Origin of the sequence: Terracoccus luteus (assembly GCF_003635045.1) — a bacterium.
GTDB classification, from domain to species: domain Bacteria; phylum Actinomycetota; class Actinomycetes; order Actinomycetales; family Dermatophilaceae; genus Terracoccus; species Terracoccus luteus.
Genome location: NZ_RBXT01000001.1, coordinates 1,819,062 through 1,841,608 on the forward strand (window position 1 = coordinate 1,819,062; position 22,547 = coordinate 1,841,608).

At 74.0% G+C, this 22,547-nt stretch carries 19 protein-coding genes; 3 read left to right on the forward strand and 16 right to left on the reverse strand.

What is annotated here, in order from left to right; genetic code table 11:
• Nucleotides 1-24 precede the first annotated feature (24 nt).
• From DFJ68_RS08330 to DFJ68_RS08345, 4 genes are all read right to left on the reverse strand, one after another.
• Complete coding sequence (locus DFJ68_RS08330; protein WP_121032336.1) at nucleotides 25-1,338, reverse strand: dihydroorotase; 1,314 nt, start codon at nucleotides 1,336-1,338, stop codon at nucleotides 25-27.
• Nucleotides 1,335-2,360, reverse strand: coding sequence for an aspartate carbamoyltransferase catalytic subunit (locus tag DFJ68_RS08335; protein WP_170165724.1), 1,026 nt, complete (start codon nucleotides 2,358-2,360; stop codon nucleotides 1,335-1,337). The genes DFJ68_RS08330 and DFJ68_RS08335 overlap by 4 nt, the downstream gene beginning before the upstream one ends.
• On the reverse strand, nucleotides 2,357-2,911 hold the full coding sequence (gene pyrR, locus DFJ68_RS08340) for a bifunctional pyr operon transcriptional regulator/uracil phosphoribosyltransferase PyrR (RefSeq protein WP_276330723.1): 555 nt from the start codon (nucleotides 2,909-2,911) through the stop codon (nucleotides 2,357-2,359). The genes DFJ68_RS08335 and pyrR overlap by 4 nt, the downstream gene beginning before the upstream one ends.
• Nucleotides 2,912-3,342: 431 nt before the next feature.
• On the reverse strand, nucleotides 3,343-5,382 hold the full coding sequence (locus DFJ68_RS08345) for a M14 family zinc carboxypeptidase (protein ID WP_211333294.1): 2,040 nt from the start codon (nucleotides 5,380-5,382) through the stop codon (nucleotides 3,343-3,345).
• A gap of 385 nt (nucleotides 5,383-5,767) precedes the next feature.
• Here DFJ68_RS08345 and DFJ68_RS08350 point away from each other — a divergent pair, with 385 nt between their 5' ends.
• Both DFJ68_RS08350 and DFJ68_RS08355 read left to right on the forward strand, forming a co-directional pair.
• Nucleotides 5,768-6,568, forward strand: coding sequence for a glycosyltransferase family protein (locus tag DFJ68_RS08350; protein ID WP_121032337.1), 801 nt, complete (start codon nucleotides 5,768-5,770; stop codon nucleotides 6,566-6,568).
• Between the two features lie 65 nt (nucleotides 6,569-6,633).
• On the forward strand, nucleotides 6,634-7,584 hold the full coding sequence (locus tag DFJ68_RS08355; RefSeq protein WP_211333295.1) for a glycosyltransferase: 951 nt from the start codon (nucleotides 6,634-6,636) through the stop codon (nucleotides 7,582-7,584).
• Nucleotides 7,585-7,656: 72 nt separating this feature from the next.
• On the opposite strand, the gene DFJ68_RS08360 is transcribed toward DFJ68_RS08355, so the two are convergent.
• From DFJ68_RS08360 to efp, 3 genes are read right to left on the reverse strand one after another with little or no spacing between them, the layout of a single operon-like run.
• The gene (locus DFJ68_RS08360) at nucleotides 7,657-8,613 is read right to left on the reverse strand and encodes a 2-hydroxyacid dehydrogenase (RefSeq protein WP_245963542.1); all 957 of its coding nucleotides are present in this window, start codon (nucleotides 8,611-8,613) and stop codon (nucleotides 7,657-7,659) included.
• Nucleotides 8,614-8,658: 45 nt separating this feature from the next.
• Nucleotides 8,659-9,090 (reverse strand): transcription antitermination factor NusB, encoded by a 432-nt coding sequence (nusB, locus tag DFJ68_RS08365; protein WP_121032340.1) that lies wholly within the window; start codon nucleotides 9,088-9,090, stop codon nucleotides 8,659-8,661.
• 5 nt (nucleotides 9,091-9,095) lie between these two features.
• Nucleotides 9,096-9,659, reverse strand: a complete 564-nt coding sequence (gene efp / locus DFJ68_RS08370; protein ID WP_121032341.1) for an elongation factor P — start codon at nucleotides 9,657-9,659, stop codon at nucleotides 9,096-9,098.
• A 238-nt stretch (nucleotides 9,660-9,897) separates the two neighbouring features.
• On the opposite strand from efp, the gene DFJ68_RS08375 reads away from it, so the two are divergent.
• Complete coding sequence (locus tag DFJ68_RS08375) at nucleotides 9,898-12,096, forward strand: HelD family protein (protein ID WP_245963543.1); 2,199 nt, start codon at nucleotides 9,898-9,900, stop codon at nucleotides 12,094-12,096.
• Nucleotides 12,097-12,110: 14 nt separating this feature from the next.
• On the opposite strand, the gene aroQ is transcribed toward DFJ68_RS08375, so the two are convergent.
• The 9 genes from aroQ to alaS all read right to left on the reverse strand — a co-directional run bounded on the left by aroQ (nucleotide 12,111) and on the right by alaS (nucleotide 21,893).
• On the reverse strand, nucleotides 12,111-12,548 hold the full coding sequence (aroQ, locus tag DFJ68_RS08380; protein WP_121032342.1) for a type II 3-dehydroquinate dehydratase: 438 nt from the start codon (nucleotides 12,546-12,548) through the stop codon (nucleotides 12,111-12,113).
• 57 nt (nucleotides 12,549-12,605) lie between these two features.
• Nucleotides 12,606-13,733, reverse strand: coding sequence for a 3-dehydroquinate synthase (aroB, locus tag DFJ68_RS08385; protein WP_211333297.1), 1,128 nt, complete (start codon nucleotides 13,731-13,733; stop codon nucleotides 12,606-12,608).
• On the reverse strand, nucleotides 13,730-14,332 hold the full coding sequence (locus DFJ68_RS08390) for a shikimate kinase (protein ID WP_121035222.1): 603 nt from the start codon (nucleotides 14,330-14,332) through the stop codon (nucleotides 13,730-13,732). The genes aroB and DFJ68_RS08390 overlap by 4 nt, the downstream gene beginning before the upstream one ends.
• Nucleotides 14,329-15,549 (reverse strand): chorismate synthase, encoded by a 1,221-nt coding sequence (gene aroC, locus DFJ68_RS08395; protein ID WP_121032343.1) that lies wholly within the window; start codon nucleotides 15,547-15,549, stop codon nucleotides 14,329-14,331. The genes DFJ68_RS08390 and aroC overlap by 4 nt, the downstream gene beginning before the upstream one ends.
• A gap of 248 nt (nucleotides 15,550-15,797) precedes the next feature.
• Nucleotides 15,798-16,520 carry an A24 family peptidase gene (locus DFJ68_RS08400; RefSeq protein WP_121032344.1) on the reverse strand — a complete coding sequence of 241 codons (723 nt, stop codon included), beginning with the start codon at nucleotides 16,518-16,520 and terminating at the stop codon, nucleotides 15,798-15,800.
• A gap of 9 nt (nucleotides 16,521-16,529) precedes the next feature.
• Nucleotides 16,530-17,408: a shikimate dehydrogenase gene (locus DFJ68_RS08405; protein WP_338067414.1), complete on the reverse strand. Its 879-nt coding sequence runs from the start codon at nucleotides 17,406-17,408 to the stop codon at nucleotides 16,530-16,532.
• A complete protein-coding gene (gene mltG, locus DFJ68_RS08410) occupies nucleotides 17,402-18,637 on the reverse strand; it encodes an endolytic transglycosylase MltG (RefSeq protein ID WP_121032345.1) in 1,236 nt (411 codons plus the stop codon). Before mltG ends, DFJ68_RS08405 begins: the two co-directional genes overlap by 7 nt.
• Nucleotides 18,634-19,224, reverse strand: coding sequence for a Holliday junction resolvase RuvX (gene ruvX / locus DFJ68_RS08415; protein WP_121032346.1), 591 nt, complete (start codon nucleotides 19,222-19,224; stop codon nucleotides 18,634-18,636). Before ruvX ends, mltG begins: the two co-directional genes overlap by 4 nt.
• Nucleotides 19,221-21,893: an alanine--tRNA ligase gene (alaS, locus tag DFJ68_RS08420; protein ID WP_121032347.1), complete on the reverse strand. Its 2,673-nt coding sequence runs from the start codon at nucleotides 21,891-21,893 to the stop codon at nucleotides 19,221-19,223. The genes ruvX and alaS overlap by 4 nt, the downstream gene beginning before the upstream one ends.
• Nucleotides 21,894-22,547 lie beyond the last annotated feature (654 nt).

Here is a 22,547-nt window from a genome sequence, read left to right on the forward strand (position 1 = left end):
TCGGGCTGGTCTCCGTCGTGGTCGTCACAGGCTGCTCCCCGTCGCGGTGGTCGGTTCTCGTTCGGTCGTGTGGGTGACGCGGCCGCCGTACACGGTCGTCACGACGGCGCCGCGCAGGGTGGCGCCGTGCCACGGGTTGTTGCGGCTGCGGCTGCGGCTCGCCCCGGCGTCGACGGTGACCTCGCGGTCGGGGTCGACGAGCACGAGGTGGCCCGGGCTGCCGACCCGGAGCGGCTGCCCCTGGCCGGCGAGGCGCGCGATGCGCGCCGGTGCGGTCGACATGACCCGGGCGACGTCGGCCCAGTCGAGGATGCCAGGTCGCACCAGGGTGTCGCTGACGACGGCCAGGGCCGTCTCGAGTCCGAGCATCCCGAACGCGGCGTCGACGAAGGCGTGCTGCTTGTCGTGGCGGGCGTGCGGGGCGTGGTCGGTGGCGACGGCGTCGATGGTGCCGTCGGCGAGGCCGGCGCGCAGGGCGTCGACGTCCTCCTGCGGTCGCAGGGGCGGGTTGACCTTGTAGACGGGGTCGTAGCCGGCCAGCAGGTCGGTCGTCAGGACGAGGTGGTGCGGCGTCACCTCGGCGGTGACGTCGACGCCCTGGGCCTTGGCCCAGCGCAGCACCTCGACGGTGCCGGCGGTCGACACGTGGGCGACGTGCACGCGCGATCCGGTGTGGCGGGCGAGCATGACGTCGCGGGCGACGACGGCCTCCTCGGCGATGCCGGGCCAGCCGGGCAGGCCCAGCCGGCCCGAGACCTCGCCCTCGTGGCAGCAGGCGTCGGGCCCGGCCAGCCGGGGGTCCTGGGCGTGCTGGCTGACGACGGCCCCGTAGGGCTTGAGGTACTCGAGGGCGCGGCGCATGACGCGGGCGTCGTGCACGCAGTGCCCGTCGTCGCTGAAAACCCGCACTCGCGCCCGCGACCGGGCCATGAGCCCGAGCTCGGCCAGCTCGGTGCCGGCGAGGCCCTTCGTCACGGCGCCGACCGGGACGACCTCGGTGAGGCCGCAGGCGCGGCCGAGGTCGAGCACGCGCTCGGCCGCCTCCGCGGTGTCGGTGACGGGGTTCGTGTTCGCCATGGCCAGCACCGCGGTGTAACCACCGGCGGCCGCCGCGGCCGAGCCGGTGGCGATCGTCTCGGCGTCCTCGCGGCCGGGCTCACGCAGGTGGACGTGGAGGTCGACGAGCCCGGGGAGGGCGACGAGGCCATCGGCGTCGACCGTCTCGTCGGCCGACGTGCCGGCGAGCGACCCGACCTCGGTGATGACGCCGTCGACGACGAGCAGGTCGCTCGACTCGGTGCCGAGCAGGCGGGCGCCCTTGACCAGCAGGCGGCTCATCGCACCGCTCCTTCGTTCGTCGTGGTGGCACCGGCGAGCGTCGCCGGCGACGGCGGCCCGCTCGGGGCGCCGTCGTCACCGGCGAGCAGGTGGTAGAGAACGGCCATGCGCACGGCCACGCCGGCGGAGACCTGGTCGAGCACGACCGACTGGGGCGAGTCGGCCGCCTCCGGCGCGATCTCGAGTCCGCGGTTCATCGGTCCCGGGTGCAGCACGAGCACCTCGGGGTTGCGGGCGACGAGGGTCTCGAGCCGGTCACGTGTCAGCCCGTAGCCGACCGTGTACTCGCGGGCGGTCGGGAAGTACCCCCCGCTCATCCGCTCGCGCTGGACGCGCAGCATCATCACGGCATCCACGGGGCCGTGCTCGTGCTCGCCGGCGAGGACGGGGTCGAGCTCCCAGCTCGTGGCGAAGTCGTCGGCGGCGCTCCACGCGCCGATGCCGCTCGGCATGAGCGTCGGCGGCGCGACGACGGTGACGCGGGCACCGAGCTTCTTCAGGGTGATGACGTTGCTGCGGAAGACCCGGGAGTGGGTGAGGTCGCCGACGATCGCGACGTGCTTGCCGTCGAGGTCGCCCAGCCGTGAGCGGAGGGTGTAGGCGTCGAGCAGCGCCTGCGTCGGGTGCTCGTGGGTGCCGTCGCCGGCGTTGATGACGCTGCAGCGCACCCACTGGGCGACCTGGTGGGCGGCGCCCGAGGCCGGGTGACGCATGACGAGCGCGTCGACCGCCATGGCGTCGACGGTCATCGCCGTGTCACGCAGGCTCTCGCCCTTGCTCGTCGAGCTGCCCTTGCCCGAGAGGTTGATCGTGTCGGCCGACATCCACTTGCCCGCGATCTCGAACGAGCTGCGGGTGCGGGTGGAGTCCTCGAAGAAGAAGTTGATGACGGTGCGACCGCGCAAGGTGGGCACCTTCTTCACCTCGCGCCGCTGCAGGTCGTGCATCGACCCCGCGGTCTCGAGGATGGCCTCGACGTCGGCGCGGCCGAGGTCGGCTGAAGAGATGAGGTGACGGGTCACCGGGCCTCACCGCCGCTGATGCGCACGACGTCGAGCCCGTCGGTCTCGGTGAGGCGCACGTGCACCCGCTCGTCGCGCGAGGTGGGCAGGTTCTTGCCCACGTGGTCGGCCCGGATCGGCAGCTCGCGGTGGCCGCGGTCGACGAGCACGGCGAGGCGCACGGCCCGCGGTCGCCCCAGCTCGCTGAGGGCGTCGAGCGCGGCGCGGATGGTGCGCCCGCTGTAGAGCACGTCGTCGACGAGCACGACGACGCGGTCGTCGATGCCGGATGCCGGGATGCGCGACCGGTGCGCGGCACGCACGGGTCCGCGGCGCAGGTCGTCGCGGTGCAGCGTGATGTCGAGCTCGCCGACGGGCACCTCGCCCCCCTCGACGGACGCGATGGCGGCTGCGAGGCGGCGGGCGAGCGGCACGCCGCGCGAGGGGATCCCGAGCAGGACGAGGTCGTCGGCGCCCTTGTTGCGCTCGAGGATCTCGTGACCGATGCGGCGCAGCGCGCGCGAGATCTCGTCGGCGGTGAGCACGTCGCGGGCGTCACCGGGGATGGGCACCGGTGTGACGTCGCGCCGGTCGACGCGCTCGGGGAGGGCGGGGTTGCTCGAACCGGGCTCGTGGGCAGTCAGGTCGGGGCAGGGCACAGCCGCCGGACCTCCTTCCCCGCCTCACAGGACGGTGGTTAAAGGATGTCGAACGGCCCCCACTGTAGCCGCCCCCGGTGGGCACATCCGAACCGTGCCCACCCACCGGGCCGACCGGCATCCGCCCACGCCAGGTCCCGGCATCCGCCCACCCCACCCCCGTCGAGAGGCCGATGAGAGGGCACGGCGAGGTCGGTGCCCGTCCGCGAGCCACCCCGGAGCGGCCGTGGGGCCGACGCCGGTCGCGGCGCCGGCCCCACGGGTCGGTCGAGCTGGATGCCGGTGGGCGCGGGCCCGCCGGGAACTGGCCTCTCGACGGTGTCTACTTGGCCTCTCGACGGTGTCTACTTGGCCTCTCGACGGGTGGTGGTGGGCTCGTCGGCGGCGTCGTCGCGGGCGACCCGGACGAGCTCGACGAGCCCGGCCGCGTACTCCTGCGACTCGGCGTGCGCCTCGTCGTACGGCGGCTGGAAGCCGACACCCTCCCACTGCTGGGTCGTGGCGTTCCACAGGTCGTTGCCGACCTCGAAGTCCCAGGCGTAGATGCCGAACTCGTAGTACAGCTGGTCGGCGGAGTTGCCGGCCGCGCTGTAGAGGACGTCGGCGACCGGCCCGGTGTTCGACGGCCACGTCACCGTGCCGCGGGTCGTGCTGATGGCGCCGACGATGCGCTTGGCCGAGGCGAGGAACGCCGCCGACTGCTCCGCGTCGGGCCGGGGCAGCGTGATGCGACCCGGCAGCGAGTAGGCGCCGGGCGGCCACATGAAGTAGCCGCCGTAGCTGTGCACGTTCATCGCGTAGCGGATGTTGGAGTGGTTCTTCGCGAGCGAGATGACGTTGCTGCTCTCGGCCTCTGAGAGCTCGCCGGTGCCGGCGGCGACGGTCGAGAGGCAGTCGGTCGAGGCGCCGACGTAGCCGTCGAAGACGGACCCGACGGTGTAGTTGCGGTTGACGTCGACGCCCCACCGGTTGCGGTTCTTGGGGTCACGCGCCGCACCGGTGCAGAAGTTGTCGAGGTTCTTGCGCTGGAAGTTGTAGTCGTTGAAGGAGTAGTTGGCCCCGTCGGGGTTGGTCACCGGCAGCACGAAGACGTCGACCGAGTCGAGCAGGGCCTTGGTCTCGGCGTCGGTCTTCGCGTTGGCGAGCATGCGCTCGGCGAACTCGAGGGTGACGAGCGGCGTCGCCCACTCGCGGGCGTGCTCCTGGCTGTAGATGAGCACGCCGGGCTTGCTGCCGTCGCGGTGCGTGCCGATGCGCAGCGCCTGCACCTGCCACGGGCGGCTGAGGCCCGAGGCGGTCAGGCCGTCGTCGAGACGCACCGGCGACACGACGGGCATGACCTTGCCGGCCGAGCCGTCCTCGACGAACGCCGTGAACCGCGTCGGGAACTTCTCGGCCACGAAGGCGGCGACCTCGTCGGTCGTGCTGACGACGGTGCCGTCGGCCCCGGTGGCGAGGGTGATGGTCAGCACCCGGTCGCGGAACGTGGCGGCCAGCGGGCGGTTCGCACCCGTGCCGGCGACCGTCTTGACCTGGATGCCGTTGCCGCCGGCCGAGCCGAACGCCTTGGTCTCGACGACGATCGCCGCGGCGGCCGGGTCGCCGACGTAGCCGACCGCGGTGCGGCGGTAGCCGTTCGTCTTGTTCGGCAGGTCGACGAGCTCGACGAGCTCGGGGTACTGCCGGGCCAGGCGACGCAGCCGCTGCTGGATGTCGGTCGGGGTCATGTACGCCGAGATGAAGTCCTGCTGGTAGCCGCTCGGTGCCGGCGGCGCGGTGGTGCCCGGCCACGCCTTGGGCGCCTGGGTCGCGGTCCCGCCGAGGCTCGAGGTCGCGACGAGCTTCACGGGCTTCGAGGGCACGGCCTGGGGCAGGGCGACGTGGTACTGGTACTCGTCGGCGTCGACGAACCGCTGCAGCGGGAAGGTGCCCGTCTGGCCGTCGGCCGTCTCCCACTGCACCTGGATCTCGACGTCCGGGTCCTGCACCGCGGTCGTGGCCACCTCGACCTGCACGAACGTCTGGCCCTTCGAGGTCCACCAGTACGACTGGAGGAAGTGCAGGGTGTCGGCCCCCGTGGCGTCGGCCGCGGCGGTCGTGCGGCTCCCGCCCTTCTGGGCGGCGAGACCGGCGGCGGTGCGCGCCGCGGCGGCGGCCTTGCTCGCGCGGAAGTTGGCGGTGCCGTCGCCGGCGCGCGCGATGACCTGCACGACCCGGGCGCCCTGCGACTGCAGCGTCTTCAGTGCCGTGCCCGTGACGACGACGTCGACGAGCGGCGACGCGTCGCCGCTCGAGCGCGGCGAGGCGGCCGGGGTGGCGGCGATGTCGGCGCCCGACGCCACGAGGCGCTCGAACGCGGCCCGGTCGGGCAGCTTGAGGCGCACGAGCGCCTCCTGGGACCCGGTCGGCAGACCCGACCGGACGTCGGAGACGACCGACGGCGGGGCGGCTGCCCCCTGACCTGCGACTGCCACTGCGGTGGCAGCGGCGGCGGCACAGGCCGCGAGCAACGACGAACGGCGACGAACCACGATGTCCTCCCCTGGCGCCGGCCGGGTGGGGCGGATGTCCCGTCGGTTCGCGGCGCCGTGTCCAGGCTTCGCAGTCGACCACCAACCCCGAGGGTCGGCAACTTGAAACGGACTGCGCCACAACCCGGTCCGTGACGCCGCCATCGTGACGGCGTCGGGCGGGGGCCCGCTCGCGCCCCGACCGACCCGACGGGCCGCCGGCATCTAGGCTCGCGAGGGTGACCGACACGAGCCTGCCGTGAGCCCCGCCGTCCTCGTCGTCATCCCGGCCTTCGGGTCGCCCGAGCTGACGGATGCCGTGCTCGCCGACCTCGCGCGCGACGGCTCCACCGACCGGTCCGACGTGCGCACCGTCGTCGTCGACAACGGCGACGACTACGAGCTCCCGTCGTCCGCCACCGGCGTGGAGCGGTACCGACCCGGCCGCAACCTGCGGTGGATCGGCAGCACCGACTGGGCGCTGCGCACCGCCGCCGCCGAGGGTGTCGACGCGTGCGTCGTGCTCAACAACGACGTCCGGCTCTCGCGCCACTTCCTCGACGCACTGGTCGCACCGCTGCTCGAGCCCGACGTCGTCGTGACCGCGGCCTGCTACGACGACTTCTGGCTGCACCAGCGGGCCGGCGTCATCCCCCCGGCGGCCGAGCAGTACGAGCCGGTCGACCGCGTCCGGGACGTCCCCTTCTGCGACGGCACCGCCATCGCCTTCGCGGCCGCCGAGGTCGTGGCCCTCGGCGGGCTCGACCTGGACGCCTTCCCCCGACACGGCTACGGCTCGGACATCGACCTCGCGCTCCGGGTCCGCGCCGCCGGCCGACGCTGCGTCGTCACCGAGCGCGCGTACGTCTCGCACCTGCGCCGGGCGACGATGGACCGCGTCGGGGACAGCGCCGAGGGCAACCGCGCCGAGATCCTCACCGGGCTCGACCGGCTGTGGGGCGACACGTGGCGGGCCCGGGCCGGCCTCGGCCCGGGGGCGTTCCCGGCCCACAACACCGGCAGCGCCCGGTCGTGGTACCTCGACCCCGACCGGTGGTGACCTCCCCCGGGCGGGTCGTCTACGCCGGCTTCGCCACACCGAGGCACAGCGGCGGGGTGCACGTCATGACCGAGCACGTGCGGATGCTGCGCGCGGCGGGTCACGAGGCCTGGCTCTGGCTGCCCGTGAGCGGCGACGCGCCGGCCTGGATGGGGACCGACCTGCCGGTGCTGACCGGCGCCACGACCGACGTGGGGGCCGACGACCTGCTCGTCCTGCCGGAGGCCCCGGTGGTGCCCGGACGCGACCCGGCCCCGGGCGCCCGCAAGGTGGTGCTCAACCAGAACCACTTCTACACGTTCGCAGCCGGGCGACCGGACCCGGCCGGCGGTGCCTTCCCGGGCTGGTCGCCCCCGCCGCCCGTGTGGGCGGTGTCGGCCGAGAGCCGCGACGTCCTCGCCGCCGCCCTGCCGCACCTGCGCGTCAGCCTGGTCCCGAACGCGGTCGACGGGTCGCTCTTCGCGCCCCGCCCGACCGACCGGGCCCGCGTGACGTGGTTCCCCCGCAAACGCCCGCGCGAGGGCGCACTGCTGCGCGCCGTGCTGGCCGCGGACGACCGCACAGCGGACCTCGACGTCGTCGAGCTCGTCGACGCGACCCGCGCGGAGGTGGCCGCCACGCTCGCCACGACGACCGTCTTCGTCGCGCTCGGGCACTCCGAGAGCTTCGGGCTGCCCGTCGCCGAGGCCCTCGCCGCCGGGTGCCTCGTCGCGGGCTACGACGGCGGGGGCGGACATGACCTGTTCACGGCCCCGGGCGCGTGGGCCGTGCCCGAGCAGCGACCCCTGCTGCTGCGCGACCGGGTGCTCGACCTGCTCGCGCGGGCCGACTCGCTCGGGCCGGTCCGGGCCGCCAACCGGGCCTGGGTGCTCGAGCGCCACTCCCCCGAGGTCGCCCGGACGGCGTTGCTCACCGCCGCGTCGGCCGCCTTCGACGGGCCCGGTGGTCGCTCGGTCGCCACCCACCCCGCCGCGTGGCTCGACACGCTCGGGCCGAGCTTCACCGCCTGGGCGTGATCCCCGGTTCCGTCGTGACCGGCGCGACGGATGCCGACGCGAGGGATGCCGGGGCGACGGATGCCGGCGCGGTCAGTAGTCGCCCTCGACAACGTTCTCGAGCGGCTCGCCCTCGACGAACCGGCGCAGCTGCTCACGCACGAGCGCGAAGGCGCGCGGCCCGGCCGCGCTGACGTGGCCGGCGGCGTGGGGGGTCAGGACGAGACCCGGCGCCGACCACAGCGGGTGCCCGGCCGGCAGCGGCTCGGGCTCGACGACGTCGAGCGCGGCGCGCAGCCGCCCGGACTCGAGCTCGGCGAGCAGCGCCGCCGTGTCGACGACCTTGCCGCGGGCCACGTTGACGAGCAGGGCACCACGCGGCATCCGGGCCAGGAACGCGGCGTCGACGAGGCCGGTCGTCTGCGGGGTAAGCGGCAGGGTCAGCACGACCACGTCGGCCTCGGGCAGCAGCTCGGGCAGCTCGTCGGTGGAGTGCACCCCGTCACGGGCGGTGCGGGCCACGAGGGTGGGCACGGCGTCGAAGGCCTCCAGCCGCCGGGCGGTCTGCTCCCCGAGGTCACCGGCGCCGACGACGAGCACCCGCTTGTCGCGCAGGTCCTCGCCCTGCACGAGGCTCCACTCCCCCTCGCGCTGGGCGTCGATGAAGTGCGGCAGCCGGCGGTAGGTGGCCAGCACGAGCGCCAGCACGAGCTCGGCGACCGAGCTGCCGTGCACGCCCCGCGCGTCGCAGAGGCGCACGCCGTCGGGCACGTGGCCGACGACGTCCTCGACGCCCGCGCTCGTCAGCTGGACGACCTCCACACGCGGCATGGCCTCGAACTTCGCCTCGAGGTCGTCGGAGTCCTCGACCTGCGGCACCCAGAACGTCGTGTCGGCCAGACCGTCGGGGTGCGGCCCGGTGCCGTCCCAGACGACGACGCGCACCCCGTCGGGCACGTCACCGAGGAGGTCGACGGCGTTCTCATCCGGCAGGCAGACCGTGGCCCGCACGGAGTCGTCGCGGGAGGGGGCGGGGGCGTCGGGAGTCACCCGACCACCGTAGGCCGCCGCCCCGCCTGCGCGTCGATCGGACGGTCAGACGATGGTGGCCTTGACCTCGGCGATGCGGCCGAGCAGGCCGTTGACGAAGGTGGGCGAGTCGTCGGTCGACAGGTCGGTGGCCAGGGCGACCGCCTCGCTGATCGCGACGGCATCCGGCACCTCGTCGTTGTAGAGGACCTCCCACGCGCCGAGTCGCAGGATGGCGCGGTCGACGGCGGGCATCCGGTCGAGCGTCCAGCCCTGGCTGTAGTCGGTGAGGGCGGCGTCGATGTCGTTCCAGCGCGCGACGACCCCACGCACGAGGTCGGCCGTGTAGGGGTTGTTGCCCGCCCGCGACTGCAGCCCACCGGGCTCGTCGGCGTCACCGAGACGCTGGTCGAGCAGGGTCTCGGCGTTGACGCCGCGCTGGTCGGCCTCGAAGAGGATGTCGAGGGCCCGCGAACGGGCCTTGGTGCGGGCAGCCACGGTCGTCAGTCGTTGACGCGGCCGAGGTAGCTGCCGTCGCGCGTGTCGACCTTGATGCGGGTGCCCTGCTCGAGGAAGAGCGGCACGTTGATCTGCGCGCCGGTCTCGAGGGTGGCCGGCTTCGTGCCACCGGTCGAGCGGTCGCCCTGGAGGCCCGGCTCGGTGTACGTGATCTCGAGCGTGACCGAGGCGGGCAGCTCGACGTAGAGCGGCGCGCCGTCGTGGGTGGCGACGATGGCGTTCTGGTTCTCGAGCATGTAGTCGGCGGCGCCGCCGACGACCGTCTCGGACACGTTGAGCTGGTCGAACGTGTCGGTGTCCATGAAGACGAAGTCGTTGCCGTCCTTGTACAGGTACTGCATCGTGCGCTTGTCGACGTTCGCCGTCTCGACCTTGGTGCCGGCGTTGAACGTCTTGTCGACGACCTTGCCCGACAGCACCGCCTTGAGCTTCGTGCGCACGAAGGCGGGGCCCTTGCCCGGCTTCACGTGCTGGAACTCGACGACGGACCAGAGCTGCCCCTCGAGGTTGAGCACGAGGCCGTTCTTCAGGTCGTTGGTCGTTGCCATGTGGCGCAGTCGCTTTCGTCGTCGGTCGGTCGGTGGGCGCAGCACGCCGCCGACGTGCAGGAGCGTGCTTGGACGTGCGGCGGGGCCCTCGACGACCGGGTGTCAGGGGTGCCGGCAGAGTCTATCGGTGGCCCCTGCCGATCGAGGAATCGCCGGATGCCGGCGGGCTCGGTGGGCGTGTAGCCTCGACCCCTTTGGCGTCCTCGCGACGCGGCGGCGAGAGGTGGGGGTGGGGGCGGTGGGAGCGACCACGGGCGACGAGGCGCGGGACCTGCAGGACGAGCTGGCGTCGGAGCAGGCGTACCTCGACCACGCCCGGGCCGAGCTGGCCCGGATGCGTGAGCTGGCGGAGTCGCTCGACGCCGCCAAGGCCAGCGACGCCGTCTCGGCCGAGGCCCTCGGCGTGGTGCTGGCCAGACGGATCGCCTCGCTGCAGGACGACCCCCGCACCACGCTCTTCTTCGGGCGCATCGACGTCGGGGTGGGCTCCCCGTGGGTCGGTGACGACGCCGGCGTCCCCGGCGCCGCACCCACGGCTCGGGTGCCCGACCTCGCCCCCGGTGCCGTCGCCGCCTTCCACGTCGGCCGTCGTCACGTCGGCGACGAGTCGGGCGACCCGGTCGTCGTCGACTGGCGAGCACCGGTGTCGACGGCCTTCTACCGCGCCTCCCCCGCCGAGCCCCTCGGCGTCGTGCGTCGCCGGCGGTTCGGCGTCGACCGCGGCCGTCTGACGGCCATCGAGGACGAGCGCGTCGGCGGCCCGGACGGCCCGGACGGCCCGGACGGCCCAGACGGCTCAGGTGGCGACACGCCTCGGGACGTGACCGAGGGTGCGGGCGACCCGGCATCCACCGGTGGCTCCCTGCTCACGGCCGAGATCGAGCGCCCGCGCACGGGGCCGATGCGCGACATCGTCTCGACGATCCAGCCGGAGCAGGACGAGATCGTGCGCAGCGACCTCGGGGTGACGGTGTGCGTGCAGGGTGCGCCGGGCACGGGAAAGACCGCCGTCGGGCTGCACCGCGCCGCCTGGCTGCTCTACTCCTTCCGCCGCCGGCTCGAGCGCACCGGCGTGCTCGTCGTCGGCCCGAACGCCGCCTTCCTCGACCACATCGGCGCGGTGCTCCCGGCCCTCGGCGAGGTGCGGGTGCGGCACGCGACCATCGAGACCCTGCTCGCCCACGGGCGCGTGCGCGCCGTCGACGAGCCGGCCGTCGCGACGCTCAAGGGCGACGCCCGCCTCGCCACGGTGCTCGGACGTGCCGTGTGGTCGCACGTGGGGCGCCCGGACGAGGCCCTCGTCGTGCCGCGCGGCGTGCGCCGCTGGCGGGTGCCCGCCTACGAGGTGGCCGGCGTCGTCGACGACCTGCGCCGGCGCGACGTGCGCTACGGCACGGCACGGGACCTGCTGCCGCAGAGCCTCGCCCACCACGTCCTGCTCGTCATGGAGCGCGCGGGTGAGATCACCGACGACCGGGTACAGGACGCGGTCGCCCGATCGGCACCGGTCAAGGCGTACGTCAAGACGATCTGGCCGGCCCTCGACGCGGCCGGCGTGCTGCACCGGCTGCTGTCCGACGCCGACGCCCTGGCGTCGGCGTCCGACGCGGTACTGACCGACGAAGAGCAGCGGATGCTGTTGTGGGACAACCCTGCTCGCACGAAGGGGGCCGCCAAGTGGTCGGTCGCCGACCTCGCCCTGCTCGACGAGCTCGTCGACCTCATCGGTCGCACCCCCGGCCTCGGCCACGTCGTGCTCGACGAGGCCCAGGACCTCTCGCCCATGCAGCTGCGGGCCGTGGGGCGTCTGGCCGCGAACGGCTCGCTGACGGTGCTCGGCGACATCGCCCAGGGGACGACGCCCTGGGCCACGCCCTCGTGGGAGGTGGCGATGGGCCACCTCGGCAAGACCGAGCACGACCTCGTCGTGCTCGACCGCGGCTTCCGGGTACCCGCCGCCGTCATCGACTTCGCGGCCCGGCTGCTCCCGCAGGCCGCGCCCGGCCTCGGCGCCCCGGTGTCGGTGCGCGACGACCCCGGCCGGGTCGTGCTCGAACGCGTGCCGGCCGACGACCTCCCGGGCGCGGTCGCCCGCGCCGCCACGAGGGCATCCACGTCGCCAGGCTCGGTCGGGGTGATCGCCCCCGACGCGATGGTCGACGCTCTCTCGCGCGCCCTCACGGCGGCGGGCGTCGGCCACGGCCGCCTCGACGCCGGCCACGGCGACGACGAGGACCACCAGGTCGAGCTCGTCCCCGCGACCGTGGCGAAGGGCCTCGAGTTCGACCGCACCGTCGTCGTCGAGCCCGCCGCCATCGCCGCGGCCGAGCCCGACGAGCGCACGGGCCTGCGACGGCTCTACGTCGTGCTCACGCGAGCGGTGTCCGAGCTGACGGTCGTGCACGCCGAGCCGCTGCCCGACGCGCTGCAGGGGTAGGCGCCCGACCGGCCTCAGACGAGGGCGCGCAGGGCCAGCAGGTACGACTGCAGGCCGAACCCGGCGACGGTGCCCGTCGCGACGGGGGCCACGACCGAGACGTGCCGGAACTCCTCGCGCGACGCGGGGTTGCTCAGGTGCACCTCGACGAGGCTGCGCCCGCTCGTCGTGACGATGGCGCACGCGTCGCGCACCGCGTACGAGTAGTGGGTGAACGCGCCGGGGTTGAGCACGACGTCGGCGCCGGCGTCGACCGCCTCGTGAAGCCAGTCGATGAGCTCGCCCTCGTGGTTGGTCTGGCGACAGTCGGCCACGAGACCGAGCTCGTGCGCCTCGCGCTCGACCGCGGCGTGCACGTCGTCGAGGGTGTCCGACCCGTAGACCTCCGGCTCGCGCGTGCCGAGCCGGTTGAGGTTCGGGCCGGAGAGCACGAAGACCGTGGGTGCCGTCATGCGCCGGAGTCTAGTGACGCCCGCCGGGGTGGGCCGGGTGCCGCCGCCCCCACGCGCTCAGCCGCTGACGAGGGCGTAGGCCCGCTCGAGCAGGTCGTCGCCGGGCCCGGTGAGTCGGGCCGGTCGGGCCGGGCCGTCGAGCACGACGAAGCGCAGCTGGGAGCCGCGCGACTTCTTGTCGCGGCGCATCGCCGTGAGCAGCTCGGGCCACCGGCCCCCGTCGTAGCGCGTCGGGAGCCTGAGGGACTCGAGGATGCCGTGGTGCCGGGCCACGAGGGCGTCACCCTCGGCGCCCGTGAGGTGACCCGCGAGCCGGGCGAGCTCGGCGACGTAGACCATGCCCACGGAGACGGCCTCGCCGTGCCGCCAGGAGTAGCGCTCCACCTGCTCGACGGCGTGGCCGAACGTGTGGCCGTAGTTGAGGATCTCGCGCAGCGAGCTCTCGCGCAGGTCGGCGGCGACGACCTCCGCCTTGACCCGCACCGCCCGCTCGACCAGCTCGCGCAGGCTCGGGTGGGTGGCGGCGTCGGGGCCACACAGACCCGCGGGGTTGGCCTCAACGAGGTCGAGCACGACCGGGTCGGCGATGAAGCCGCACTTGACGACCTCGGCGAGCCCGGCGGTCAGGTCGGCCGGCGGCAGGGTCGCGAGCACGTCGAGGTCGCACAGCACCCCGGCCGGAGGGTGGAAGGCACCGACGAGGTTCTTGCCCTCGGCGGTGTTGATGCCGGTCTTGCCACCGACGGCCGCGTCGACCATGCCAAGCAGCGTCGTCGGGACCTGCACGACAGCCACGCCGCGCAGCCACGTGGCGGCGACGAACCCCGCGAGGTCGGTCACCGACCCGCCCCCCAGGCCCACGACGGCATCCGTGCGGGTGAACCCCTCGCGGCCGAGCCGGCCCCAGAGGCGGGCGGCGACCTCGGCGGTCTTGGCCGCCTCGGCGTCGGGGACCTCCTCGGTGACGACGGTCAGGCCGCGGCGCTCGAGGGCCGCGGTGAGGCGCTGCGTCAACGCGTCGATGGTCGGCGGGTGCACGAGCAGGACCCGCTCGACCGCCTCGCCGAGCAGGCCGCCGAGCCGGGCGTCGGCGTCGGCGCCCGAGATGAGCCCGTGGCCGACGAGGACGTCGTAGTCGTCGCCGACGGGGATGCGGGTGGCCGACTGGTCGATCGAGTCGCTCATGCGGGGGCGTTCGGGGCGTCGGGGGCGTCGGGCGTCGCCGTGAGCCCGAGGGCCGTGAGGACGGCGTCGACGACCTCGTCGGGGGTGCGGCCTGCGGTGTCGACGCGGTGCGTGGCGACCTGCTGGTAGGTCGGGCGGCGCGTGTTCATCATGGCCGTCCACGACGCCCGGGGGTTGACCGACAGGAGGGGCCGCGAGCGGTCGAAGCCGATGCGGCGGCTGGCGTCGGCGATGGTGACGTCGAGGAAGACGACGACGTGGCCCTTGAGCGCCTGCTGCGTCTCGGGCGTCATGACCGCACCGCCGCCGAGGGCGAGCACGCCCCGCTGCTCGGCGAGGGCGCGGGCGACCTCGTCGCGCTCGAGCTCGCGGAACACCGGCTCGCCGTCGTCGACGAAGATGTCGCTGATCGACCGGCCTTGCTGCTGCTCGATGGCGAGGTCGACGTCGTGGAACGGAACCCCGAGCCGGTCGGCGAGCGCCGCCGCGACGGTGGTCTTGCCGGCGCCGGGCGGCCCGACGACGACGGCGACGGGGCGCGGGGCGGTGGCGGCGTCGGTCGCGTCGGCGCTGGTCGGGTCGAGGGCGTCGCTGGTCACCACGAGCGCAGCCCCTCACGGATGCCGTCGAGGTAGCCGCGGTGGTTGCGCGCGGTCTCGGTGACGGAGTCGCCGCCGAACTTCTCGAGGCAGGCCTCGGCGAGCACGAGCGCGACCATGGCCTCGGCGACGACGCCGGCGGCGGGCACGGCGCACACGTCGGAGCGCTGGTGGATGGCGGTGGCGGCCTCCCCCGTCGCGACGTCGACGGTGGCGAGCGCCCGGGGCACGGTGCTGATCGGCTTCATGGCCGCGCGCACGCGCAGCACCTGGCCCGTCGACATGCCGCCCTCGGTGCCGCCGGCGCGCCCGGTGCGACGGGTGATGGTGCCGTCGACGAGGTCCATCTCGTCGTGCGCCTGTGAGCCGCGGCGGCGGGCGGTCTCGAAGCCGTCGCCGACCTCGACCCCCTTGATGGCCTGGATGCTCATGAGGGCGGCGGCGAGACGCGCGTCGAGCTTGCGGTCCCAGTGGACGTGCGAGCCGAGGCCCGGGGGCAGCCCGTAGGCGAGCACCTCGACGACCCCGCCGAGGGTGTCGCCGTCCTTCTTCGCGGCGTCGACCTCGGCCACCATCGCGGCGGAGGCCTCGGCGTCGAAGCCGCGCACGGGGTCGGCATCGAGGGCCTCGACGTCGTCGGGAGTGGGCAGGGCCGTGCCGGGCGCGACCGCGGCCGTGCCGATGCTGACGGTGTGTGACACGAGGCGGATGCCGTACGCCTGCTCGAGCAGGCGGGCGGCGACCTCGCCGAGCGCCACCCGGGCCGCGGTCTCGCGGGCGGAAGCGCGTTCGAGCACCGGTCGGGCGTCCTCGTAGCCGTACTTCTGCATGCCGACGAGGTCGGCGTGCCCGGGGCGGGGCCGCGTCAGGGGTCGGTTGCGGGCCACCTCCTTGTCGGCGTTGACGTCGTTCGCGGCCGCGTAGGCCTCGTCGCTGACCGCCTCCGGGCTCATGACGGTCTGCCACTTCGGCCACTCGCTGTTGCCGACGCGCACCGCGAGGGGCGAGCCCATCGTCACGCCGTGGCGCAGCCCGCCGAGGAACTCGACCTCGTCCTGCTCGAACTTCATGCGTGCCCCGCGGCCGTAGCCGAGCCGGCGGCGGGCGAGGGCGGCCTGCAGGTCCTTGGCCGACACCTCGACCCCGGCCGGAACCCCTTCGAGCATCGCCACGAGGGCGGGACCGTGCGACTCACCGGCGGTCAACCAACGCAACATGCCCGCAGTCTCCCACGCAGGGCAGGAGCGCCTCCGGGGCGTCCCACGCCAGCGGGCCACCCGGCATCCGGCCGCCCTTCGTCCCGCCACGGCCCGATCCTGGACACGTTCCCGGCCGAGAACCCCCCTTTTTCCCGCCACGGCCCGATCCCGGACACCGCCCCGGCCGAGACCCCGCCCCTTTTCCCGCCACGGCCCGATCCCGGACACTCCGCCGGATGCCGGCTGGCCGGCGCCCGCACGCGCCCTCAGAAGAGCGGCGGGACCTCGACGAGCAGGGCGACGTGGGCTCCGGCCAGCAGCCACGGACCGAACGCGATCGCCGTCCGGCGGCCCGCACGCCGGGTCAGCAGCCGTCCGAGGGCCCACAGGCCGCCCAGCCCGAAGGCGGCGTAGACCGCGACGACGGGACCCCAGACCGAGACGTGGCCGGTCACGAGCCCGAGCAGCAGGCCCAGCCTCACGTCGCCGAGACCGAAGGCCGACCCGACCACGCTCGCCGCCAGGGCCAGCGCGAGCAGGACACCGGCGAGCGCGACCCCCGCGACGACCCCGCGCACGAGCGGCCCGGCGTCACGGGTGACCACGGCCGAGAGCACGAGCTGCGCGGCGACGAGCGCCGTGGCCGGCGTCAGCAGACCGGTCGGCAGCCGGTGGACGTCGGCGTCCATCCAGGTGAGCGCCACCGAGACGGTGGTGAAGGTGAGCAGGGCCGGCAGCAGCGTCCACTCCGCGGTGCCCCCGACGCGCCAGGCGAGCAGGGCCCACAGCGCCGCGGTCACGACCGGCACCACGACCCGGCCGCCGGCCGCCCACCGTGGCGCGCGCCGGTCGTGCTCCTCGTTGAGCCGGTAGCCGAGGCCGACCAGTCGCGGTGCCAGCAGAGCCCCGACCACCGCCCCGGCGACGCCGATGACGACGACCGCCCACCACGGTGCGGCCGGATCGCCGAGCCCCTGCGACCACCCCATCGCGAGCCCTCAGCCGCGCCGGGCCAGCTCGGCCCGCAGCGCCTCGCGCATGGCCTCGACCGGCGCCTCGGACCCGGTCATGAGGCGTACCTGCTCGGTCGCCTGGTGCAGCAGCATGTCGACCCCGGGGGCGACGGACCACCCCGCGGCCGCGGCGGCGTCCTCGAGCGGGGTGCGTCCGCCGCCGTAGACGACGTCGAGCAGCACCGTGCCCGAACCACCGGCCGGGGGCATGCGGTCGAGCCCGCCCACGGCAGGCGGCGGGACCGTGCTGACGACGACGTCGGCCCGGCGCCAGTCGCCCAGCGTGACGACGTCGACCGTCAGCCCGGACCGTCGCGCCTGCTCGACCGTCTCGGGTCGGGGCTGCGCCCGCACCATGAGGGTCACCCGTCGCACGCCCATCGTCGCGAGCGCCGCCACCGCGGAGCGAGCCGTGGCGCCGGAGCCGACCACGACGGCATCCGTCACCTCGCGCGCACCGGCGTCGGCCAGCGCACGCACGATGCCGACGACGTCGGTGTTCTCGGCCGCCCAGCGCCCGTCACCGCCGGAGCCACCGCCGGAGCCATCGCCGATCCGCACGAGCGTGTTGGCGGCACCGGTCGCCCGCGCCGTCCCGCCGACCGTCTCGGCGGCCGCGAGGGCGGCCTCCTTGAGGGGCATCGTCAGGGACAGCCCGCGCCACGAGGCGTCGAGGCCCGCGAGGGCGGCGTCGAACCCGTCGACGTCGACGTCCCGACGCTCGTAGCCCCACCCCGGCAGACCCAGGGCCGCGTAGGCGGCACGGTGCAGCACCGGTGAGAGCGAGTGCGAGACGGGATGACCCCACACCGCACACCGGTGCGGGTGGGTGCCCCCGGCATCCGGTGGGGCGTCGCTCAGCACTGGCCCTTGTTGGCCTGGCACCAGGCTTGGAACTCCTTGACGTTGGCGAGGTGCTGGTTGTAGTCGTTCGTGAACTTCGTCGCGCCGGACGACGGGTTGACGGTGACGAAGTAGGTCCAGTTCCCCGCGGCCGGCTTGGCGGCGGCCTCGATGGCGCTCTCGCCCGGGTTGTCGATCGGCCCGGCCGGCAGCCCGTCCTTGAGATAGGTGTTGTACGGGTTGTCGTCGGCCCGCTCGGCGTCGGTCGTCGTCACGCTGCGACGCCCGACCCCGTAGCTGACGGTCGAGTCGAACTGCAGCCGCATGCCGTCGGCGAGCCGGTTCTCGACGACCCGCGCGACCTTGGGCCGGTCCGCGTTGTCACGCGACTCCGCCTCGACGAGGCTGGCGATGATGACGACCCGCTCCATGTTCGCGGGGCTGACGCCGAGGGCCTCGAGGCGCTTGACCGACTCGGCCACCATCGTCTTGAGCTGCTCGGCGGCGGTCGTGTCGGAGTCGAACTCGTAGCTGGCCGGGAAGAGGTAGCCCTCGACGTTGCCCTTGGCCGACGGCGGCAGGCCGAGCGCGGAGGCGTTCTTGGCGGCCGCCGTGTACTGGGCGACGGGGACACCGGTCGCCTGCGAGAGCTTGGCGTAGATCTCCTTCGCCCACAGGCCCTCCTGGATCGTCACGCGGGTGACGTCGCGGTTCGCGGGGTCGACGAGCACCGCGAGGGCGTCGGAGGCCTTCATCTGCTTCTTCAGCGTGTAGCTGCCGGGCTGGATGCCGGCGCTGCGCGGGTCGTTGCTCGCGGCCTCGTTGAAGGCCTTGGTCGACTTGATGACGTCCTGCGACAGCAGCTGACGCGCGATGGCCGAGCCGTTCGCGCCGGTCGCCACCTTGATCACGACCTCCCCCGAGCCGGGGCCCGGGTAGTCGTTCGACTCCAGCGCCCCCTCGACGACGGGCCGCAGCACCGTGAAGGCGGCGAAGGCGCCGCCGCCGACGACGGCGAGGGCGAGCACGATGACGAGCAGCCGGCGCCACAGGGGCGGCTTGGTCCGACCGTGGCGCCGCTCGGCGCGACGCTCGCGCCGGCTCAGCGGCCGGCGGTCGTCGTGCCCGTCGTGGTCGTGGTGCCCTCGGTCGTCGTGGCCGTGGTCGTCGTGGTCGGGATACCCCGAGCCGCCCCCACGGTGGCTCCGGTCGGTGTCACCGAAGATGGATGACTCGAGGTGGTCGGTCATCGGTGGCGTTCCTTCTTTGTGCGCGGTTTGCGGGTGCCCGGCACGAGCTCTCCGGGTGGCCGGCCCGACGTCCCCTCCGCGTCGAGTGCCGTCTGCAGGATCAGGACGGCGGCAGCCTGGTCGACGACGGCCCGCTGTCCCCGACCGGGCACGCCGCTGTCGCGTAGTCTGCGGTGCGCATCGACCGTGGTCAAGCGCTCGTCGACGAGACGCACCGGTGTCGGGCCGAGCGTGCGGGCCAGCCGACGGGCGTAGTCGCGGGCCTTCTCGGCCGCCGCACCCTCCAGACCGGACAGCAGCCGGGGCAGCCCCACGACGACCTCGAGGGCCCGTCGCTCGGCCACGAGGGCCGCCAGCTCGGCCACGTCGGCGTCCCCGTCGGCGTCGCGGGCGAGCGTGGCGACGGGGTGCGCGAGGATGCCGGAGGGGTCGCTGGCGCTCACTCCCACACGGACGTCACCGACGTCGACCCCGACCCGCACCCCGGGACGCCGGGTGGGCGGCTCGACGTCGGGGTCGGGAGCCGAGGTGGTCGACCGCTCGGCGGGTGTGCCGGTGGTCGGGATGCCGGTGGGCGGCTCGGTCATGCCCCGCGCGTGCGCAGGGCGTCCTCGACGGCACCCAGGGCCGCCGGGACCGCGGTCGCGTCGCTGCCGCCACCCTGCGCGAGGTCGTCCTTGCCGCCGCCACCGCCGCCGAGGGCGGTCGCGGCCAGCTTGACGAAGGCCCCGGCCTTGAGGCCCTGCTCGCGGGCGCGCTCGTTGGTGGCGACGACGACGACCGGACGCCCGTTGGCGACGGCCGACATCGACACGAGGCTGGGTCGGTCGTTGCCGAGGCGGTTGCGCACGTCGAGGACGAGGGCCCGCAGGTCGTCGGGGGTCACGCCCTCCCCCGCGTCGTGGCTGACGAAGCTGACGCCGCCGAGGTCGCGGGCGGTCGCGACGAGCGCCGTTGCGGCGCCGAGCACCTGACCCTGACGCACGGTCGCGATCGCCTTCTCGGCCTCGCGCAGACGCGCGACGAGACCGGCGATGCGCTCGGGGAGCTCTTCGGGCCGGACCGCGAGGGTGTCGGTGAGCTGGCTGACGAGCGCCGCCTCGCGCGCGAGGTGCTGGTAGGCGTCGGACCCGACGAGGGCCTCGACCCGGCGCACGCCGGAGCCGATCGAGCTCTCGCCGAGCAGCTTGACGACGCCGATCTGCCCCACCCGGGGGGTGTGCGTGCCGACGCACAGCTCGCGCGACCAGTCGCCGATGGAGACGACCCGCACCCGCTCGCCGTACTTCTCGCCGAACAGCGCCATCGCCCCGGTCTTGCGGGCGGCGTCGAGCGACATGATGTCGGCGGTGACCGGCAGGTCGTCGAGCAGCACCGCGTTGATGCGGGCCTCGATCTCGGCCATCGCCGCGGCGGGCACGGCCTGCAGCGACTTGAAGTCGAAGCGCAGCCGGCCGGGCGAGTTCTCCGAGCCCGCCTGCGTCGCGGTGGGGCCGAGCTCGTCGCGCAGCGCCTGGTGCACCATGTGCGTCGCCGTGTGCGCCCGCGAGATGGAGCGGCGGCGGGTGACGTCGACCTCGGCCTCCGCCGTCTCGCCCGTGCGCACCTCGCCCTCGAGCACCGTCGCGCGGTGCACGACCAGGCCCGTGATCGGGCGCTGGACGTCGAGCACCTCGAGCAGCGCGCCGTTCTGCAGGCGGATGCGGCCGTGGTCGGCCTGCTGGCCACCGGACTCGGCGTAGAGGGGCGTGCGGTCGAGCACGACCTCGACGGTGTCGCCGACGACCGCGTGGTCGACGACCTCGCCGTCGCGCACGAGGCCGCGCACCGTCGCCTCGGTCGCGACCTGGTCGTAGCCGGTGAACTCGACGTCACGACCGAGCGCGTCGGCCAGCCCGCGGTAGACGAGCGTGTCGCCGTGCGCGGCCTTCTTCGCCTTCGCGTCGGCCTTGGCGCGGCCGCGCTGCTCGTCCATGAGCCGGCGGAAGCCCGCCTCGTCGACCTGAAGGCCCTGCTCCGCCGCCATCTCGAGGGTGAGGTCGATCGGGAAGCCGTAGGTGTCGTGCAGCGCGAACGCCTCGACGCCACCGAGCCGGCTCGAGCCCGACTGCTTCGCCTTGGCCACCGACACGTCGAGGATCGTCGTGCCTGCCGCGAGCGTGCGTCGGAACGCGTCCTCCTCGCCGTAGGCCACCTGACCGATGCGGTCGAAGTCGCGCTCGAGCTCGGGGTAGCTGCTCTTCATCCGGCCCATGCTCACGGGCAGCAGGTGCTCGAGGGAGGGCGCGTCGACACCGAGCAGGCGCATCGAGCGGACGGCGCGACGCAGCAGCCGGCGCAGCACGTAGCCGCGGCCCTCGTTGCCGGGGGTGACGCCGTCGCCGATGAGCATGAGCGAGCTGCGCACGTGGTCGGCGACGACCCGGAAGCGGACGTCGTCGCCGTGGTCGGCGCCGTAGTGCCGCCCCGAGAGCTCCTCGGCCGCCTCGATGACGGGGTAGACCTCGTCGGTCTCGTAGATGTTGTCGACGCCCTGGGTGAGGAACGCGACGCGCTCGAGGCCCATGCCGGTGTCGATGTTGCGCTTCGGGAGGTCGCCGACGATGTCGAAGTCCTCCTTGCTGCGCACGTTCTCGAGCTCGTACTGCATGAAGACGAGGTTCCAGAACTCGAGGTAGCGGTCGCCCGCCTCCCAGTCGCCGTCGGCGCCGAACTCCGGGCCGCGGTCGAGCAGGATCTCGGAGCACGGACCACCGGGGCCCGCCACCCCCATGTGCCAGTAGTTGTCCTTCTTGCCGAGGCGCACGATGCGGCTCTCAGGCAGCCCGGCGACCTTGCGCCACAACGAGATCGCCTCGTCGTCGTCCTGGTAGACCGACGCGTAGAGGTCCTTCTCGTCGAAGCCCAGACCACCGTCGCGCTGGCTCGTCGTCAGCAGCTCCCAGGCGAGCTCGATGGCGCCTTCCTTGAAGTAGTCACCGAAGCTGAAGTTGCCCTGCATCTGGAAGAAGGTGCCGTGACGGGTCGTCTGGCCGACCTCCTCGATGTCGAGGGTGCGCACGCACTTCTGCACGCTCGTGGCCCGCTGGTAGGGCGGGGTCTCCTGCCCGAGGAAGTACGGCTTGAAGGGCACCATGCCGGCGTTGACGAAGAGCAGGTTGGGGTCGGCGTGCACGAGCGGCGCGCTCGGGACGACGGTGTGACCGCGCTGCTCGAAGAACGCGAGCCAGCGACGCCTGATCTCGGCGGTTTCCATCCTGGTGTCCTTGCCTTCCATGGTGCGGCGCCCCTCGGATGCCGCGTGCTGCCGCGGGTGCCCGCGCGCCGGTGGCGGTGGGGTGTCGCGGGTCGTCTGAGCCCGTCAACCCTAACCGCTGGGACCGGGACCGCGCCCGCAGGTATCCACGGACCCCGACCCGGCCGGCATCCCACCCCGCCCACGCCCGCCACGGCTGGCAAACGGACAGGCCCAACCGGCATCCGACGTCTCGACGCCCGCCACGGCTGGCAAACGGGCAGGCGCGACCGGCATCCGACGTCTCGACGCCCGCCACGGCTGGCAAACGGACAGGCCCAACCGGCATCCGACGTCTCGACGCCCGCCACGGCTGGCAAACGGGCAGGCGCGACCGGCATCCGACGTCTCGACGCCCGCCACGGCTGGCAAACGGGCAGGCGCGACCGGCATCCGACGTCTCGACGCCCGCCACGGCTGGCAAACGGGCAGGCGCGACCGGCATCCGACGTCTCGACGCCCGCCACGGCCGGGAAACGGGCAGGCGCGACCGGCATCCGACGTCTCGACGCCCGCCACGGCCGGGAAAGGAGCGGGCGCGACCGGCATCCGACGTCTCGACGCCCGCCACGGCTGGCAAACGGGCAGGCCCGACCGGCATCCGATCAGCCAGAC